The sequence below is a fragment of the Candidatus Nitrosocosmicus agrestis genome (assembly GCF_008389435.1).
GTDB classification, from domain to species: Archaea; Thermoproteota; Nitrososphaeria; order Nitrososphaerales; family Nitrososphaeraceae; genus Nitrosocosmicus; species Nitrosocosmicus agrestis.
Genome location: NZ_VUYS01000008.1, coordinates 141,580 through 158,083, shown reverse-complemented (window position 1 = coordinate 158,083; position 16,504 = coordinate 141,580). Strand labels below are relative to the sequence as shown.

Below are 16,504 nucleotides of genomic sequence, written 5' to 3'. Positions count from 1 at the left end.
GAATTTTGTAGATCTATAAAAAATACGGTTTTATAAAATTCATTGTAATGGGCCAAAGAATAACCCTGACGCCTTTAATTTGTATTATAGGTAGTCTTACCCCTTTTTACACTGGATAAAACAATATTGGATCAATAGAGCAAGTCAAATATTAGTACTTGAACGTTGATCTAAGGACTTAATAAGGAATGTCACACTAGATATTATATTATATAATTAACATGCTTTCATTAATGTTGATTCACTTTCATATATTTTATTATTGAACGCTCTAGGAATTGAATGTTCAAACAGCAAATCAATTGATCTTTTGTGCACTCATATAGAATATGACCTTGTTCTACACGTTGATAATACAAAAGAGAATTCAATCTTGTATGTTTAATAAAGCCTTAATATGAAATCAAACTTGTATAAATTATAAATTATTGATTATCAAATTATTTATATAAAGACTATATAAAAAAAGTAGGTTTTTGATTCACTTAACCAACAAGAATCAAAGCGCTTCATACTTTTACTACTACTAATAGTCTTTCACTTATGGCCCCTGCGAGTGTCTTATTCAAGTATTCCTGTTTTTCAAGTCGTATCTGGATTCTACCATCATCCATCTCTTTGGCGTAGACCCTAACCAACACATCCAAAGCATCTATTGTGCTGAAGGAAAATCTCTCCAGAATATTCAATCTTAGAATCCCTGCCAAGATAACACATTGTAACTATCCGTGTTTCATAGGACGGAACTGTGATAGTCTAACAAGGGATTGCTCTCTCTGGATTTTAGGCAGATTATGATGATGACATTTACTAGCATCTTTTATCAAGATTCTTAACCTCTCTTTGACTCTGGTCAGAGCACATGCAAGATTAAACAGACCTTTTGTATCCATCACAACAAGATTGAGAACATACAACTGTTACAGATATAGTATCCGTTTTATGTACTGTCACCCCAATTAGCAGATTATTGATCTCGCTTGTAGCCAACGTGATGTCCTTGCTCTTCTTGTTGATCCTAAATGTAGGGATTTTCATTGAATTAAGTGAGGTTGTTTCTACAGGAAGTGTAGTATTAGAGATACCATCAGCCACAAATTTGTGGAATAGCTCCCATAATCCTTCTACCCTAAATCTAAGTCGTATATTGTGAAGGGATCTCTTGCTAAGAGGTAGTTCTTCAATAAGTTTTGTTAGCTGTGCTTTTCTGTGTTTGTTTGGACTTGTGTTAATCCCCGTATGTTTAGGTGTCATTCTGTAAGTATTGATAGATAACGAACATACCCAATACATGTAATCATAAGATCTCTTGCATAATTAGCCATAACAGCTTTATTTCCACCTGTTTCATGTAAACATGTCCTTTCCTTTTGTTATCCTATGACAGGTTATCCAAAAAACCATCACTTTTCAAGTCATACACAGGTCTTTCTGTACAACAGTTTGACAGCCTTTTTCAAATCATAGAATCAAGGTATGCAAAGTATGAGATAAAACGTCTTTCAGAAAAGATAGAAAAAGAGAAAGAGCAGTTGGAGCTGGCAGGCACTTTAAGCTCCTTGTCAAGGATAGAGTCATCGTGGTATTGGTGTACTATCGTCTGTACATAACCTATACTCTGATGGAATACCTCTTTGGTTTGAACCAGAGTAACATATGTAGAGGCATCCAAAAGATTGAATGGTTGATAAGGTGTTGTTTACCAATCCCTCAAAAACTGTACAAGGTGACCAAGAGATTAAAGACAAAAGAGGAGGTAGAAAAGTACTTCCCTGGTTTTATGGGTCCTGTTAACTTAAGAAAATGATATAGCTTGAAGATGCCCTATTTCAATTATGGTTATCAAAAGAAACAGAACATCTTCGTTAGACATTGAGCATGCTTTGTATTTGTACTTTCTTGGTTTATCAACCAGAAGTGTTTCTAAAGCATTGTTATTCTTAAATAATGTTGAGAAGCCATGTTGCAATCTGGAAAGGGATTCAAAAATGTCATCACGAAGGGAAATTATCAACAAGGAAAAATAAGATATCAGAATACATTGTAGACGAGACTATTCTAAAAGTTGGTCCAGAATTAATATGGCTTTGGATTGCAATTGAGCCAGAAAACAGGATGATTCTCGCACAAAATATAACTAAAGAAAGAAACATACTTGTTGCTGAAAAATTTATGGCTGAGCTAATAAAGGCTCATGGAAATCATCCAGTTTCTACGGATGGAGGTACATGGTACCCAATGGCTTGTCAATTTCTTAAACTAAAACATCACATCCATTCCTCATTGGAGAAAAGTATCTTTGAAAGAACAATGCAATACATCAAGGACAGAACAGAAAGTTTCGATGATTACTTTCCCTGTAGAAAAAAGAATTGTAAACTAAATCATGTAAGAAATTGGTTGAATCTGTTTGTGGATCATCATAACGCAGAGATGATTAACGCTTAAGTTAACAGAGCCCAACTGAAAGTACTGCGACAACAAGCTGCAATCATTACAATATGAGGAGATATACTATATGGAGTATGAGGGAGTAGGCTACACTTATGCCATAAGCATCGTCATCATCCTCATCAACTAGACCGCTACCATCTGCTAGGGTCATTAAAGTGCGTTAATAATGCTCCATTAACACCACTCTTCTTAGTCATTATGTACCTGATCCAGTTGTGTTTATACAAAAGCGTAAGGGGTTACGAGACGCCTATTGATGCCTACTCTATTATCTCCTCATTTAATTTCTATTTGATATACACACTTTGAAATTACAAACTTATTAACTTTCAATATTGATAATCATGGAAAAAAATACCGATTAATTTATCTCAATTAGGATCTAAGAAAGATTCGTCAATGTTATTTCAACTCCAATACAATGTGAAGTGTAAGGGAGAAACTTGCTCCTCATTGTGCTTTCCACACAGAAAATGACACAAAAAATAAACAGGGATAAAATACTGTCCTACAGACAAATTCGGAATAATGCTGTATTTAGGTATTACAAATGAGCATATACCAACAATGAGGAATAGGTAGTTGTAGTTTTGGCAAGATAGGGTTGTGTTCTTGGTGCTGTCCTTCCTATTATGACCTTTCCTCCTTTACTACTAATACTCTATATCTTTTAATGTCGTTTTTTTTATATCAGATTTCCAGATTATGATTTATTGGAAACATTGAAACTATTTCAAAAGTAATAAGGTGTCAACAAAGGTCTTGTTTCTTGTAACAGTAGACTTGGCATCTATATTTCATATGCCTCAGACCCCCCATGTTTTTGATTTTCACCATCAAACTATCATATTTTCAATGATAGCCATTCTGGATTACCAGATGATGGTATCTTATGACATGGCTGTAGCCTTATTACACCTTGTTTAGTGCTAATTATTGACAATTAGTCTGCCAAATAAGGTGGTAACCATTATGCAATATAATATTTAATCCCTGATCATTTTTTTATGGGTTATTTCAGAATTTCAAAATGTATCATCTGATGTCCATGTAGGGTTGCATGTTCGTAACATAATAATTCCGAACAGATACTGCATCTGCAAATAACTCTATTATTACAGGATGAGGAATTAGTGCACTGGAGCGCGAGAGCCATTGCACTTTTCTTATCATCCTGAGGTTTTAAAGTAGACTCATTGGATGTCTTTGTAATAGTTGCTACATATCTACCACTTGTAGATAGGGAGAAAAGTTTAAGCAAAGGGATCATTCTTCTATGGTAAATGTTCTATAAAACTTTTAGTATAAAAACACTGTACGATTGTAAGGAGTTTAAAAGTTTAGAATAAATCTTGAACTAAAAAATGCCCGCAAAAATATTTATTTCGTTATCCAAAGTAATTGCTTCGATTTATGAATTGAGTTGCAACGGAATATGTGTAAGGTACAAAGCTAAGAGAAACAGCGATATTCCATCCAGGTACAAGGAAGGACAGAAACGCTGTAGTATATGTGAGATATTTATCAAATGGGATGAAAATCCGTACTGTCCGTGCTGTAACTACAAACTAAGGACAAGATCCTTTAGAGGTTGGAAAATGAGAACAGAAAGAAGAGAGTTGACTGTTAAAAGATATTAGTAATATAGTTTATTTGATAATTTTCAACTAGATTTCGATGTTGAGTATGAGTTTGTCGTAGTTGTAGAAGATGTTGAGTTGTTATTTTTATTTTTATTCTCCTTTTTCAATTTGTTGCAGATGCTTTTTATCCAATTACTAAAATCCATTTTTGCTAATCTATATCAATGGTATAGGATATTATTTAAATAATTTTCATAGTTTGGGTCTGTCTCCATTACCCACGCATGTATTCTTTCCATTAGTCTAAAGATTATAGTCTTTCATTAAATATTATGTTCTTTACTAGATAATGATAAAAATATGTCATCAACATCAAATCCCACGGCCACTTTGCATAATCCAAAATACGTAGAATGTATTGAAGCATGTAATCATTGTGCTAATGCATGCGAGTATTGTGCTACATTATGTTCCCGAGAAGAAGATGTGAAAATGCTCCTAAAATGTATTGAACTTTGTGAATACTGTGCGGATGTGTGCAGAATTTCTTCCAAGTACATGTCTAAAGATAGTCATTATGCTCAAGCAATCTGTGAAACTTGTGCAAAAGTATGTGATGCTTGTGCTAAAGAATGTGAAAGTCATACTAATATGGACCATTGTCAACAGTGTGCTCAAGCTTGTAGACAGTGTGCTGAAGAATGCAGAAAAATGAGTAGATAAATTAGATAAATTAGATAAATTTTCTATTTTCTTTTCAAAATTCATTCATCATATTCTTACTCAATATATTATATCGTGATGATCAAAAACTTTGGCATAAATGATATAGAGACGATATGCTGATAAACAGTCCTAATCAGCTAACTGCACAAAAATACCAATCACACCAATCTTTTTGAGTATCTTTAGGTATTCCAGATAATAGAAGGAATAAGCCAAAAAAAGAATGTAAAAAATGCAACGATAGCCGCGAATATGGATGGACATTGTTTTTTAATATTCTTGCTCATATTCTTCCATAATAATTCTTGGCCTATATTTTAGGTGTCTGTATTACAAAAATAATTAATTATTATGTTGACTATTCAATAATGCAACAAGGATTGTCTTCATTTCATGTGGGATGAACAAATCAACGACCAAAATCTTGTAGCAAGTATCCTTTGGGTCATCTGGCTCATTTGATTCATCCCATATTTTTATACGGTAAATATTTAGAGAATTTTACTTTTGCTTTTTCTTCTCATCTTCTTCTATTGACTTCTTTCTAGCGTTTTTGTTCCAGTAAGGACTTTTACATTTGGCACAGGCTATGGTAATTCGTTAACTGAATAGGAATGCCATTTTCTGGATACCCATTCATGGTCACAAACATCACACTTGAAGCCTCTAATCTGAATAATAGCCAACTAGTCGATTAATTCAAAGCTCATATTGTATCTTGTTTAAGGACTGTTTGGGATTCTTATTGTCACCAAATAAATGTTATGTATGAGTGTTTTGAGTGTATTCCACGTAAACTTCATGTAATTCACGACAGTCATATTATTGGGCATTTTTGGATAACTTATCCTTGCTTTATTTTGAGTCATGTTAGTATGATAGATAAGTGATTTAAAGTTCAACAAATTTCCCCAATGTGTAATCAAATTACCAATACTATTAAATTCAGTACCAACTAAATTCTTATTTACAATTTGTGTTAAATCGCTTCCTAAGTTTTCTAAAAGTATCAAAGATTTTGTTATTTTCTCCTCTAGATTGGCATCCTATTGATCCAATTTAGGTTCTTTAATCGATAACGCAATAATTTGAGCAATTATATCCAAAGCGCTATGAGTTTGGAATAAGAATGATTCAGTTTCATAAATGAAAATAGGATCAATTTCCTCGTATTCTATTCTTGAATTTTGCTTTGTCGCCTAACTCAAACTATTTAGCTCGAATTGTTCATAATAGGTATTTGTGATTGACTGTTGGCCTTCCTATAATCGTTCATTGGTTAGAAGTGGTGAGATATATCCTCTTCTCGCATGATTTCCTTGATAATTGGGGTTATGAACTAGATAGAGGATGAATAAAGGCAAGAAGGGTAAACCCTTTATATTTCCCAATTCTTTCATACTGGCCATTGGTTACATCCGTTATTCATTTCACCTACCTTACAGACAGACAGAAGGAATAATCAAAGCCACTGGGAAAAGGTTACCGTCAAATTCACCCAGTTACGGCCATATCTGTAAAAGAATAAACAAACTAAGCATCGATATCAAAAGAGACGGGACGGGTGATGGTGATGACCTAATGATATCAATAGTTAGTACAGGAATAAAGGTAACCAATAGAGGTCAATGGATGTCTGAAAAATGGAATAAACAAAATAGAAAAGGCTATCTTAAAATCCACGTAGCAGTGGATATAAAAACAAAGGAAGTCCTTGCTTTAGAAATAACAGACGAGAAAGTACATGACAGCAAGATGTTAAAGAAACTGGTCAACAATGTTTTGGACAACCAAGATAAAAAGAAAATAAAATCCGTTTTGGCTGATGGGGCCTATGACTCAAATACCAACTTCAAATATCTCGAAGATAAAAAGGTCATTCCCGTAATAAAGGTAAGAAGGAATTCCATTGTTTCGATTAGAAATAGCAGGTTAAGGAACAAGGAGGTAAGATTGCAAACAATAGAAGATGACCGACTGAAATGGAAGAAGAAAAGAAATTACGGACATAGATGGATGGCTGAAACAGCCTTTTCAACAATAAAGAGAATGTTCGGTGAATATACATCAGCCAGTAGATTTCAAAACATGGTAAAGGAGATGATGATTAAAGTGTCATTGTATAACCTGTTTAGAATAATATGATATCATGGACATGATAATACCCACAGAATAAGGAATTATGCAACAAAGCTCAAAAAAACTTTTCTCAAAGAATGATAAAATTAATTTCAAATATCTAGGTTTTGTATAACAAAAAAAATCTTATAATCAAAATAACAACCCAAGAATTAAGAATTTATGCTATACAACAATATGAATAGATGATAAATAGATCTTTTAGACTTGATACAAAGGAATCACTGCATCCGTACCTATCTAGAATATGTACTATTACAAAAAGATTTGATATAGATTGATTATCAGTAACATGCATGCTGTCAAGTAGGCTAACCTTCAATAGACATTAAAACCATGTCCGCTGACATCAAGGAAAGGAGTACAACAATGGAAAATCTATTAATCATTTGAGATCTAAATAAATAAGTGTCAAAAAAAAATAGGTTGATTATATATTGAGTATGTACAAGTTAAATTAGGAACCATATTTTCAATTCTGGTGGTGGATTCCTACCAGTGCGAATGTTTAGAAAGCCTAAGAAGTTTTGCAAAAATAGTGGATGATGGTGGAGTTGTCATTTATCCCACTGACACAGTCTATGGAATAGGATGTGATGCCACCAATGAAAACTCCATTATTCGCTTGTACCAAATAAAAAACAGGCCATTAAATAAATCGCTACCCATATTGACACACTCGGTAGAAGAAGTTGATAAAATAGCGATTATCACTCCCCTAGCTAAAGAGCTTTTCAAATTATTTTGGCCTGGCCAATTAACGATTGTTTTGAAGGTTAAAGCATTGTCAAGATTATCTAAATACACGCTCAATTTGGCAAATAACTCTGTTGCAATAAGAATTCCAGATGATATGTGTATACAAGAGTTAATAAAAATGACTAGATCTAAATTACTAATAGGCACAAGCGCCAATTTTTCTAATAGCCCTTCGTCTAGGCGATTTATAGAAATTGACCCTAAATTGTTTACAAAATGTGATGCAGTTTTAACCAAAGAGACGTTAATGGAATCTAAGGGGGAATCGACAATAGTTGATATATCAAATGAAACCAATCCTCAAATAATTCGGCTAGGATCTTTATCAAAAGATAAAATTGTTAAGGTGCTCAACCTGAATTAGTAGGTGCAGGTTATGGATTTTAATTTTTTTGCAACTACTCATAGATTCGCTAGGCTTGATGAAATAGTTCAAAAACAAGTTTATCAGTACTTAAGCGATTGTTGACAAGTTGTTGAATAGTGTTAATATATAAACTTGAATCATAATTAAGCAAACAAAAACTACGATAAGACGAACTTAATTTTATATATCCGCAAACAAAAATCTCAAAAGGTAGGTATCGTGTTTGAGTCCTTGTAAGGGATTATGTATTAGAGAAAAAAATATCAATGCTGCTTACAAATTGGAACTAAATTCTAAGTGCACATCATGTGAGATCGCATTAAACACAAATGAGTATAGATGTTATTGTTGTAGAACTAGACTGCGAAAACGAAACACAAGAGCAAATAGATCTAGTGTTGCCAAAGTAAACAGTGAACAAATTAGAAGATACTGAATAGATTGAAAAGATGATATAGAAGTCCTATTGCTCTATTATCAATCTCCCTTTATTTTATGGAATTCAAATTTACTAAATGCGGTCTAGATGGCCTTAATCTCTTTATGGATAAAGAACTACCTAATGGCTATATCATTTCTAAATGCAAAGTATGTGGTCATAGTGTAAAACTAAATCCAGAAGACAATAATAAATCATTATAGTTTAGTGTTCCTCTTTAATGAAATAATAACCTAAGAAAAAAGGTTATATCTTATTATCACTGGTTCTGATTGTTGATCCTGTTTAATACATCCTGATAGTCTGTTAAAGGCACAATCTTTACAGTATTATATGAAGATATTCCAGATTCGATACAAAGCTGTTCTATGTCATGAGCACTATTTGCTTTTACCAAAATTATCCATTCATGTTCCAAAACAGACATGTAGAATCCATTAATTTCTTGGACTCCATATTTATCAGAATGTGATTGTAGCTTATTGTATATCTCCTTAAAGATTTCTTTGCTTTTGGTGTTATTTAGAGGACAGGACTCTGGACTATGGATTGCAAATATGCCGAATAATTTGTATGATGAGCTCATCAGTTTTTCCAGCTTCTTGGAATATATAAATTCAAATAGTAATTAAACAATCAAAAATCACAAACAAGTTAAATTAATTTTATATATTGGCGATTGAAATTACCAGAGGGCGATTATCCTGCAATGAATTATTGTAATGGGTTGTGTTTGAATGAAAAAAATATCAATGCTGCATATATTTTAGGACTAAACTCAAAGTGTACTTCCTGCGAGATTGCTTTTAATACTGATGAATTTAGGTGCTACTGCTGCCGCGGTAGACTTAGAAAACGAAGTGCCAGGGCAAAAAGATCTGTTATTGCTAGATTAAAAAGTGAACAAGAGATAAGGTATTAGAATATTAAGAGAATGACTCCTGCCATTACAATCAATTTAAAGTCTAGAAAGAAGTACAGTCAGAAGAGAATTACTGTATCATTTCAAGTACTTTCCATACAAAAAAGAAAGTTGTAAACTATATGGGCACTGAACTCGTTAAATCTATTGCATTTAATCATATATGAGGAAACTTATCCATTAGTTAATAGAGGCTAATATTTGCAACGTGATTTTTTGTAATTTAAGATAACATCTAATTCCAAATATGAGCATTATATTTAACTGCTAATTATAATCTGTAAACATTGATAAAATACTAATTTAAATTTAATGACAGCTTAAATGGTTGAATTTATTATTATAGATTAAGTCAAATTGACCTTTTAGAATATATAAATAATTCGTAACAATACAAAGAAAACAAATTCTAAGTGCAAGTAGATGCGATGGGATTTGAGTTAAACGAAGAGTCATAACTCTAGTGCTTTATTTTTATCACTCAACATTTTAGTCACAACGCCTAAGTACAACTAAAGTTACCATTCGCAGATATACCTTGTACAGGTATTACGTCGGAGTTGTTCGAGATATTCGAAGCAAGATCCAACAATTAGTTTGTATAATCATTGTAAATATGTTAAGAATAGGTCAAAAAGGTTCATTTTTAGTAGGTGGCAATGAAGTCAAAAACCACTTTCATGACTATAACTTGATTACATAAAATATGTTAATGTCGATAAAATATGCTTAAATTAGGCAAATAAATTTGTTCTTGTAGAACATAGAATGCCTAGTGAATCAGATAGCGAATACCGCCATTCAATACTTTTAGTCGAAGACGACATTGATGTATCTAATCTTTTGGCTGGGTACTTTTCTCTAGCTAAATACAGAGTTATTAAAACCCGATCTGCGACGGACTGTATGGACAAATTAAAAGAATTTGATAATAAAATTGACATAGTGTTAATGAATGGTAAAATTGCTTCCGACAGGGGTGCAATGTTGATTGTCAATATCAAAAATTTAAATTCAAGTATCAAGGTATTTGCGATTGCTGACGACGAAAATAACAAGACTAGAGTTTTAGATTACGGAGCAGATGAATTTGCAACAAAACCTATTAGTCCCACCACCGCGGTGGAGAAGTCAACTGCTTTGCTGATGAAAAAACCCGCAGAAGCCATGTAATATAATCAGGTAAAAAAATTGTGGAATTGACTTAAAATATGGATTTATGAATTTAACTTAGTAATTATCTTTCTATTGTTTTTTTACAGCTGAAATTTGACTTTCATATTATTATCACTATTATTATTGGTAATATGGAGCAACTCCTACATTGAAGTATCTTATAACGTTTGTTAATTAAATGTCAAGGATAGAGGAGGCACATTGGTAAAGTGGGACATAATGTAGAAAAAGAAAAAAATAATGTCAAAACAAATGATACTACGTATATATCTCCTCTATCAAGACAAATAGATCTATTAACAACAAGATCTCTTACAGTTCATTCTGTAATAGATAACTTAATTAATACAGGTATATTCATATCATCGTCAAAAAAAGAAAATCAAACCACGCTAGATTCAAATGATAAAATTAAGAGTAAAACAGATGTTGAAATGGCTAACTTAAAGAACAACGTAAAAGAATATGATGATGTTGACAATGCAAAAGGTAACGACTACTCAAATAAAGTCGAATTAAATCCTGCACTTTTAGAATCAATCAAGGAACTTCAACGCATTAATGATGAGCTAATTGAATCCCTAAAAAGTCTGAAAGAGAAATACGAATTGCAGAATGAATTCATAAATATAGCAGCACATGAGATTCGAACTCCAACTCAAGCTATTACAGGATATGTGGAGCTTCTTAATTTAGGATCGGAGAACAGCAAAAGATATCAAAATCTAATCATAAGGAATGCGGAAATATTAAATGTTTTAGTTTCTAATATACTTGACACTTCTAGGATAGACAATAAGACGCTAATCCTAAAAAAGGAAAATTTTGACATAGTTAAACTACTAGAGCAAATTGTAGAGGATTTTTCCCGTAGCCGTATTAACAATGAAAAGAAAATTCCAATCTTTTTTGAAAACCATATTTACGAGCACAAAGAGAGAATTAAATACGAGGCCCAATACTCAAACAGAAATAAAAAAAAGGAATCACAAGTGATCTATGCCGATAGAAGTAGAATAATACAAGTAATTACTAATTTACTTCAAAATGCTATTATGCATACAAATAACAGGGGAAAAATTACTATCACTTTAGAAAAGAACATTTTAAATAAGAATTCTCAATCACTGAACAAAGACAAAAGCCAGGTTGAGAGTGAGCTTTTAATCAAAGTTATAAATTCGGGCAAGGGAATAGACTCCGAAGTTCTTCCTCATATATTTTCAAAATTTGTTTCTGCATCAAATTCTAGTGGAACGGGATTAGGATTGTACATTTCCAAAAATATTATAGAAGCACATGGTGGCAAAATATCTGCAGAAAACAACTATAACGATGAACACGGGGTTGGAGGGGCGACATTCTCCATTACGCTACCTCTAATTAGTAACTGATAATAGAGTCCACCTCATTGAATTTATCTTTGATTATATACAATATTTTGTGATTAAGGATGAATCTCTTGTTTACAACATGAAGACAATATAGAGTGAATCATAATCGGATAGTTTTGAAACAACAGAATAGCTGAGATCAGCAGGTCAAAAAATTGATTATGATGGATCAACTGAGATAGTAAACTAGGACAGGCTTCCAAATTTGATTCTGTAATCAGGGTTGCTTTATTTGTGTTAGTAGGGCTTTTTAGGATAACTACAATCTCAAATTATTAGTGTATAATAACTTATCATTCATTTTCAGAAATTCCTCGAATATAACAAATCCGTAAAACAGACGTGAAAGTTAAATGAATAGCATAATTATGTAAGTGATCAAGATAATAATCCCAGCTTGCCGTCCAATTATTTTTCATATTTAATCTGATCCAATACAAAATTACAGAACTATCAGGTAGTATATGAAATAGGTTAGGTGGAATTGGATTAGGTAAGACAATTCTTCAACGTCTTATGACTAATATTCGGATTAAAAAAGGATATATGAACAGGGAGACTAAACTAATTATGACAAAAGTAAAAATCTACGATAATCAACAACTCTCCGAACTGGAAAACAATATAAACGATTTTCTAAAAAAGAAAGAAGTAAAACAGTTAATTGATATCAAGTATACTGCATTTAGTAGGGATGGCGTGGACAAATTCAGTACACTGATTATCTATCAAGAAGACCTGAATATAGGAAAGGAAGATCCCCAAATGTATGAATAGAATAATAGTAGAATTTCAGTTATTTAATTTCTGTTAGTTTAGATCTTTAATCGCATTTTTATCAATTTATGAAATCGCTTATCTGTGGCTACAAAGATTTGGTCCAATTACAAGTAATCGCTCATTCCTCAGTCTGATATAAATATTCCTGTTTTTTTATTTTCACGATATTTATAAAATGAGATGTAAAATAGACTTAGTATTTTTACAATTTCAGGCATATTGATTCCAAATAAATTTCTCAATACTTGGACATACTTTGTAATTCAATACTAATGATTATTGAAACTCACAATCTTTTATTTTCTTTTTTCATCTATTTTTCTTAGATCCCGCTTTGAATTTTATCCCTGAAACAGATAATAAAATTATTTAATAAAATTTTATTCTTGGTTAGGCTCTGTTAACTTAAGAAAATGTTATAGCTTGAAGATGTTCTATCTCGATTATCGTTATCAAAAGAAACAAAGAACATCTTCGTTAGACATTGAGCATGCTTTGTATTTGTACTTTCTTGGTTTATCAACCAGAAGTGTTTCTAAAGCAATATTTTGTCTACGCAAGGTAAAGAGAAGTCATGTTGCAGTATGGAAGTGGATTCAGAAATACCATCCAAGAAAGGTATTCTCAAAAAGAAAAAGGATTTCAGAATACACAGTTGACGATAACATTGATTTTATAATACTTTTGAAAAATTTCTTGAGTAAAAAGATGGGATTTGAATGTATTGCCTTTGAAGATCCTCTACGAGCAATTGAATTTTTTAGATCAGTTTCTCCAAATGCTTATTCTCTCGTCATATTAGATTGGAGGATGCCGTCAATGAACGGTCTTATTTTAGATACTACTATTAGACAAATAAATAATATGGTTAAAATCATTATGATTACTGCTTACGATATATCGGTAATTAAGTTACAACCAGAATTTGAAGTCGCAAGAATCAATCTCATAATCCAAAAACCTATAAGAATGTCATTTTTGAAAGAGAAAGTAAATGAATTGGTAACATAGGTTATCTACTAATTCCTATGGCAAGTATTTGTCTTTCTCTTTTCTTATTTCTACCCAGGCTACTAACTGATTAGTTACATTTTGGATTAATGGAATTCCAGTTAATACTTTTTTTGTATCTTTAGGATCTGGACCTATTAGAATTTTATGTTTAAACTTGTGAGTGTTAGGTGGTATGAGTTCATCTCTAGTTATAAAATCATCAAGGTTTACCATATTGACACACTACCAAAACCATATTGTTTCAATCCAAATATCCTTATTGTCTTTCTATCATGATTCACCGTACTTCTATATTCATGAAGATAGTCTTTAAGATACAGGTCAATTAAATCTCTGGTTAATATTGGTTGATCTTTTGGTATATGAGTATAATTTGTATAAGTTTTAAGCCAGCGTAATTGTTCAATCTTGTATCTAGTAATAGTTATGGATTTTCTATTATAATTAACACCGCTAGAATAGACCTTGTAAATTACTTTTTCTTCATTATCATCATCGTAATAGACAAGATTATCCATACTATTATCCCTATCACTTTTAAGATTCTTATTTGTATTGTCTATTATCTCTATCTCTTTATATTATTTCAAATTCTCTACTTTTTTAAGAATACTAATTTGGAATCTAAACAATCTCTTCTCCCAAACTCCATTTATTATCAAATTATAAATTTGCTTAACAAGCCAAATCGGTCTACTTTCTGTAGTATTTTTAAGAAAATAGGCATTCTCGAAATCTATACTCATTTCAAATTCTCCTTAACATAGTATTTTACTTCATTAAGGAATTTAACATTATCTCTTGCATAAGCCCTATGTATTTATGACATACGTTTATACAAAAAGAGTCTATATAATCTGCATGTTGGTAAATAAGTAGACAAGTTTGAGATTTAATTTGTAAATTCTCCATAAGGATCTTCATAATCTATACAACCCTCCCAACTATGAGCTAACTCCTTAATGGTCGTACTTATCAAATTCACATTAAATGCAAATAGAAATTCATTTATTTGACTTTTTACATCCTGTTCAGTTTCACCAATAAAATATTTTCTGGGCAATCTTTGACCTCCTTGTCTTTGTTGAAATCGTATCCTTATCTATTATCTCTATCTCTTTATATCTTTCAAATTCTTTCTTTACATACTTTAGATTCTCATGTTTGTTTCCCTTTTCTCTGTTTAATGTGGTTCGGATTTTTACCTCATCTGATTTTGTGCTTAGGACCGCTTCGCTAGATAATTCATCTATTGTTGTTTCACGGTCTTGGACCTGGATTAATTCATAGTGGGGATTGCATATATTTCCACATTTAGGACATTGTAGTTTGTTTCCATTCTTTATCTCTTGTAGTATTATGTTCTCACAATTATCGTAGAATGCTACTTCTGTTTCAGGGTCATATCCAGACTTATCCTCTCTAGTTGTGCTGCCTAGAGGTGAATTAGCATCATAAAACTCGCTCATTTTAATTATTATTCATCTCCTTCTTTTGATCTTTATAATTCCATGAATGTTCCTAATTCTAGTTCTGGTTTATTGAATTGTTGTTTATCATTATTTAAATCTATTAATTGTATAAAGTCATCAATGCCTGTTTTTTTCTATCCCTAACATCTCTTGCAGGATTGGAAGCTACTCATATTTAAAGAAAATAGAGCGAATATGTCCTTGTAATCTAATCTAGCCTGGACTACAGCTAAATCATTAGTACATTTTAGTTTACCTATAAAACCCCTGCTGCTCTTTTGGCCTGAATCTGATGCATTTCTTTATCCGTTTTTGCTGCTCTAATTTGCATTGTTTTAGGATGGACCAACAAAAAGAACGTTCTTTCTGATTTGCCTGATACTTCCTGCAACATTCTGATTGTGCCTTGTTGTAGTTTGAAGACTTCTACTTCTTTGTAACCTTCCTTTGCTATACTTTCTCTGTCTATCTGTAAAAGCTGAGTCTCAAGGGTAGTTACTTTATTTTTTAGCTGAGTTATTTCCTGATCCTTTGCTTCTCCTCTGGATTGTATGTAGGATCTCTTCAGGTTGAAAAAGTCTTGGTCTTTTTTTGTTATTCTTTTGTTCTGCTCCTCTATGATTTTATTTGCTTCATCTAATCTTGCTTTCATGTCTCTGACTTCTGGAGATTGGTCGGAGAGAAGGAGTATTGGTTGTGAGGAAGAAATAGGGAGGTTATCAGGTATCAGATTTTGAGGATTTTCTAAAGTATCTTCTTTATCCTCTTGTAATTCCTCTTTTGCTCTCTGTCTTGTTGTTGCGGCTGCGGTTATCTCGTTTTCACGTTTCATCTGTTCGAATGTTTTGCCTTCATGGATATCATCCAATGGATTATCATCATGAACTATCTGTCCGTCAGTTGTCATAGGTATAGGGGAAGCTTTTTGTTCTCTCTTTTCTAATTCGGCCCTAGGGCCGTTTTGTAAATTGTATTCTCTCTTGTATTCATCAGGAAGTATCTTTCTCACATATCGTTCTTTGATGCCATGAGGCTCTAAATCCTTACAAACCTTGGCACATATCTTTTCTTTCTTTGTATCACCTACCTGATCCAATATCTGGGCCATTCTCAAGATTTCGTCTTTATGACTATCTGAGAAAGTTTCATGACTCTTACCTATGTTATCAATAATTTCAGCGTATTCATTATTGAGCTCAAATTTGTCAGAGTGTTTCTTTGTATTTTCCTGTATTTTCTTACTGTTCTCATTACTAACTCTGTCTGAAGTTTCGGACAT

The 16,504-nt window shown here is 32.2% G+C and carries 19 protein-coding genes and 1 pseudogene; 12 read left to right on the top strand and 8 right to left on the bottom strand.

Annotated elements, in window-relative coordinates:
• Window positions 1–509: 509 nt before the first annotated feature.
• Together F1Z66_RS07140 and F1Z66_RS07135 are read right to left on the bottom strand one after the other, a co-directional pair.
• On the bottom strand, window positions 510–707 hold the full coding sequence (locus F1Z66_RS07140; RefSeq protein WP_149862912.1) for a hypothetical protein: 198 nt from the start codon (window positions 705–707) through the stop codon (window positions 510–512).
• 163 nt (window positions 708–870) lie between these two features.
• On the bottom strand, window positions 871–1,254 hold the full coding sequence (locus F1Z66_RS07135; RefSeq protein WP_149862911.1) for a hypothetical protein: 384 nt from the start codon (window positions 1,252–1,254) through the stop codon (window positions 871–873).
• 116 nt (window positions 1,255–1,370) lie between these two features.
• Here F1Z66_RS07135 and F1Z66_RS07130 point away from each other — a divergent pair, with 116 nt between their 5' ends.
• The 8 genes and pseudogenes from F1Z66_RS07130 to F1Z66_RS07090 all read left to right on the top strand — a co-directional run bounded on the left by F1Z66_RS07130 (window position 1,371) and on the right by F1Z66_RS07090 (window position 8,025).
• Complete coding sequence (locus F1Z66_RS07130) at window positions 1,371–1,610, top strand: hypothetical protein (protein WP_149862910.1); 240 nt, start codon at window positions 1,371–1,373, stop codon at window positions 1,608–1,610.
• Complete coding sequence (locus F1Z66_RS16420) at window positions 1,580–1,807, top strand: transposase family protein (RefSeq protein WP_438502939.1); 228 nt, start codon at window positions 1,580–1,582, stop codon at window positions 1,805–1,807. The genes F1Z66_RS07130 and F1Z66_RS16420 overlap by 31 nt, the downstream gene beginning before the upstream one ends.
• Before the next feature lie 140 nt (window positions 1,808–1,947).
• The gene (locus F1Z66_RS07120) at window positions 1,948–2,448 is read left to right on the top strand and encodes a DDE-type integrase/transposase/recombinase (RefSeq protein WP_149862909.1); all 501 of its coding nucleotides are present in this window, start codon (window positions 1,948–1,950) and stop codon (window positions 2,446–2,448) included.
• 753 nt (window positions 2,449–3,201) lie between these two features.
• Entirely contained in the window at window positions 3,202–3,381 is a 180-nt protein-coding gene (locus F1Z66_RS07115) for a hypothetical protein (RefSeq protein WP_149862908.1), read from the top strand.
• 437 nt (window positions 3,382–3,818) lie between these two features.
• Entirely contained in the window at window positions 3,819–4,094 is a 276-nt protein-coding gene (locus F1Z66_RS07105) for a hypothetical protein (RefSeq protein WP_230207481.1), read from the top strand.
• 303 nt (window positions 4,095–4,397) lie between these two features.
• Window positions 4,398–4,760, top strand: a complete 363-nt coding sequence (locus tag F1Z66_RS07100) for a four-helix bundle copper-binding protein (protein WP_149862906.1) — start codon at window positions 4,398–4,400, stop codon at window positions 4,758–4,760.
• A gap of 1,245 nt (window positions 4,761–6,005) precedes the next feature.
• Window positions 6,006–6,908: pseudogene (locus F1Z66_RS07095) on the top strand (IS5 family transposase).
• A 478-nt stretch (window positions 6,909–7,386) separates the two neighbouring features.
• Entirely contained in the window at window positions 7,387–8,025 is a 639-nt protein-coding gene (locus F1Z66_RS07090) for an L-threonylcarbamoyladenylate synthase (RefSeq protein ID WP_159357315.1), read from the top strand.
• Window positions 8,026–8,726: 701 nt separating this feature from the next.
• Here F1Z66_RS07090 and F1Z66_RS07085 read toward each other — a convergent pair.
• The gene (locus tag F1Z66_RS07085) at window positions 8,727–9,053 is read right to left on the bottom strand and encodes a hypothetical protein (RefSeq protein WP_149862904.1); all 327 of its coding nucleotides are present in this window, start codon (window positions 9,051–9,053) and stop codon (window positions 8,727–8,729) included.
• Window positions 9,054–10,157: 1,104 nt separating this feature from the next.
• Between F1Z66_RS07085 and F1Z66_RS07075 the strand changes: the two genes are divergently transcribed.
• The 4 genes from F1Z66_RS07075 to F1Z66_RS07060 all read left to right on the top strand — a co-directional run bounded on the left by F1Z66_RS07075 (window position 10,158) and on the right by F1Z66_RS07060 (window position 13,750).
• Window positions 10,158–10,562, top strand: coding sequence for a response regulator (locus F1Z66_RS07075; RefSeq protein WP_149862902.1), 405 nt, complete (start codon window positions 10,158–10,160; stop codon window positions 10,560–10,562).
• Window positions 10,563–10,774: 212 nt separating this feature from the next.
• Entirely contained in the window at window positions 10,775–11,959 is a 1,185-nt protein-coding gene (locus F1Z66_RS07070) for a sensor histidine kinase (RefSeq protein ID WP_149862901.1), read from the top strand.
• Between the two features lie 570 nt (window positions 11,960–12,529).
• Window positions 12,530–12,736: a sporulation protein Cse60 gene (locus F1Z66_RS07065; RefSeq protein WP_159357316.1), complete on the top strand. Its 207-nt coding sequence runs from the start codon at window positions 12,530–12,532 to the stop codon at window positions 12,734–12,736.
• A 432-nt stretch (window positions 12,737–13,168) separates the two neighbouring features.
• Complete coding sequence (locus tag F1Z66_RS07060; RefSeq protein ID WP_149862899.1) at window positions 13,169–13,750, top strand: response regulator; 582 nt, start codon at window positions 13,169–13,171, stop codon at window positions 13,748–13,750.
• Between the two features lie 15 nt (window positions 13,751–13,765).
• Here the strand turns inward: F1Z66_RS07060 and F1Z66_RS07055 are convergent, their stop codons facing one another.
• The 5 genes from F1Z66_RS07055 to F1Z66_RS07040 all read right to left on the bottom strand — a co-directional run bounded on the left by F1Z66_RS07055 (window position 13,766) and on the right by F1Z66_RS07040 (window position 16,504).
• On the bottom strand, window positions 13,766–13,966 hold the full coding sequence (locus F1Z66_RS07055) for a hypothetical protein (RefSeq protein ID WP_149862898.1): 201 nt from the start codon (window positions 13,964–13,966) through the stop codon (window positions 13,766–13,768).
• On the bottom strand, window positions 13,960–14,271 hold the full coding sequence (locus F1Z66_RS07050; protein WP_149862897.1) for a hypothetical protein: 312 nt from the start codon (window positions 14,269–14,271) through the stop codon (window positions 13,960–13,962). The genes F1Z66_RS07055 and F1Z66_RS07050 overlap by 7 nt, the downstream gene beginning before the upstream one ends.
• Before the next feature lie 374 nt (window positions 14,272–14,645).
• On the bottom strand, window positions 14,646–14,816 hold the full coding sequence (locus F1Z66_RS15365) for a hypothetical protein (protein WP_154670506.1): 171 nt from the start codon (window positions 14,814–14,816) through the stop codon (window positions 14,646–14,648).
• Window positions 14,791–15,222: a hypothetical protein gene (locus tag F1Z66_RS07045; protein WP_149862896.1), complete on the bottom strand. Its 432-nt coding sequence runs from the start codon at window positions 15,220–15,222 to the stop codon at window positions 14,791–14,793. Before F1Z66_RS07045 ends, F1Z66_RS15365 begins: the two co-directional genes overlap by 26 nt.
• Window positions 15,223–15,481: 259 nt before the next feature.
• Window positions 15,482–16,504: a hypothetical protein gene (locus F1Z66_RS07040; protein ID WP_149862895.1), complete on the bottom strand. Its 1,023-nt coding sequence runs from the start codon at window positions 16,502–16,504 to the stop codon at window positions 15,482–15,484.

Excerpts from the sequence above, each read along its gene's own strand:
- F1Z66_RS07135 (WP_149862911.1), bottom strand. The coding sequence starts at position 1,254 with ATGACACCTAAACATACGGGGATTAACACAAGTCCAAACAAACACAGA.
- F1Z66_RS07040 (WP_149862895.1), bottom strand. The coding sequence starts at position 16,504 with ATGTCCGAAACTTCAGACAGAGTTAGTAATGAGAACAGTAAGAAAATA.
- F1Z66_RS07075 (WP_149862902.1), top strand. The coding sequence starts at position 10,158 with ATGCCTAGTGAATCAGATAGCGAATACCGCCATTCAATACTTTTAGTC.
- F1Z66_RS07120 (WP_149862909.1), top strand. The coding sequence starts at position 1,948 with ATGTTGAGAAGCCATGTTGCAATCTGGAAAGGGATTCAAAAATGTCAT.
- F1Z66_RS07050 (WP_149862897.1), bottom strand. The coding sequence starts at position 14,271 with ATGGATAATCTTGTCTATTACGATGATGATAATGAAGAAAAAGTAATT.
- F1Z66_RS07060 (WP_149862899.1), top strand. The coding sequence starts at position 13,169 with ATGTTCTATCTCGATTATCGTTATCAAAAGAAACAAAGAACATCTTCG.
- F1Z66_RS07055 (WP_149862898.1), bottom strand. The coding sequence starts at position 13,966 with ATGGTAAACCTTGATGATTTTATAACTAGAGATGAACTCATACCACCT.
- F1Z66_RS07065 (WP_159357316.1), top strand. The coding sequence starts at position 12,530 with ATGACAAAAGTAAAAATCTACGATAATCAACAACTCTCCGAACTGGAA.
- F1Z66_RS07100 (WP_149862906.1), top strand. The coding sequence starts at position 4,398 with ATGTCATCAACATCAAATCCCACGGCCACTTTGCATAATCCAAAATAC.
- F1Z66_RS07045 (WP_149862896.1), bottom strand. The coding sequence starts at position 15,222 with ATGAGCGAGTTTTATGATGCTAATTCACCTCTAGGCAGCACAACTAGA.
- F1Z66_RS07105 (WP_230207481.1), top strand. The coding sequence starts at position 3,819 with ATGCCCGCAAAAATATTTATTTCGTTATCCAAAGTAATTGCTTCGATT.
- F1Z66_RS07085 (WP_149862904.1), bottom strand. The coding sequence starts at position 9,053 with ATGAGCTCATCATACAAATTATTCGGCATATTTGCAATCCATAGTCCA.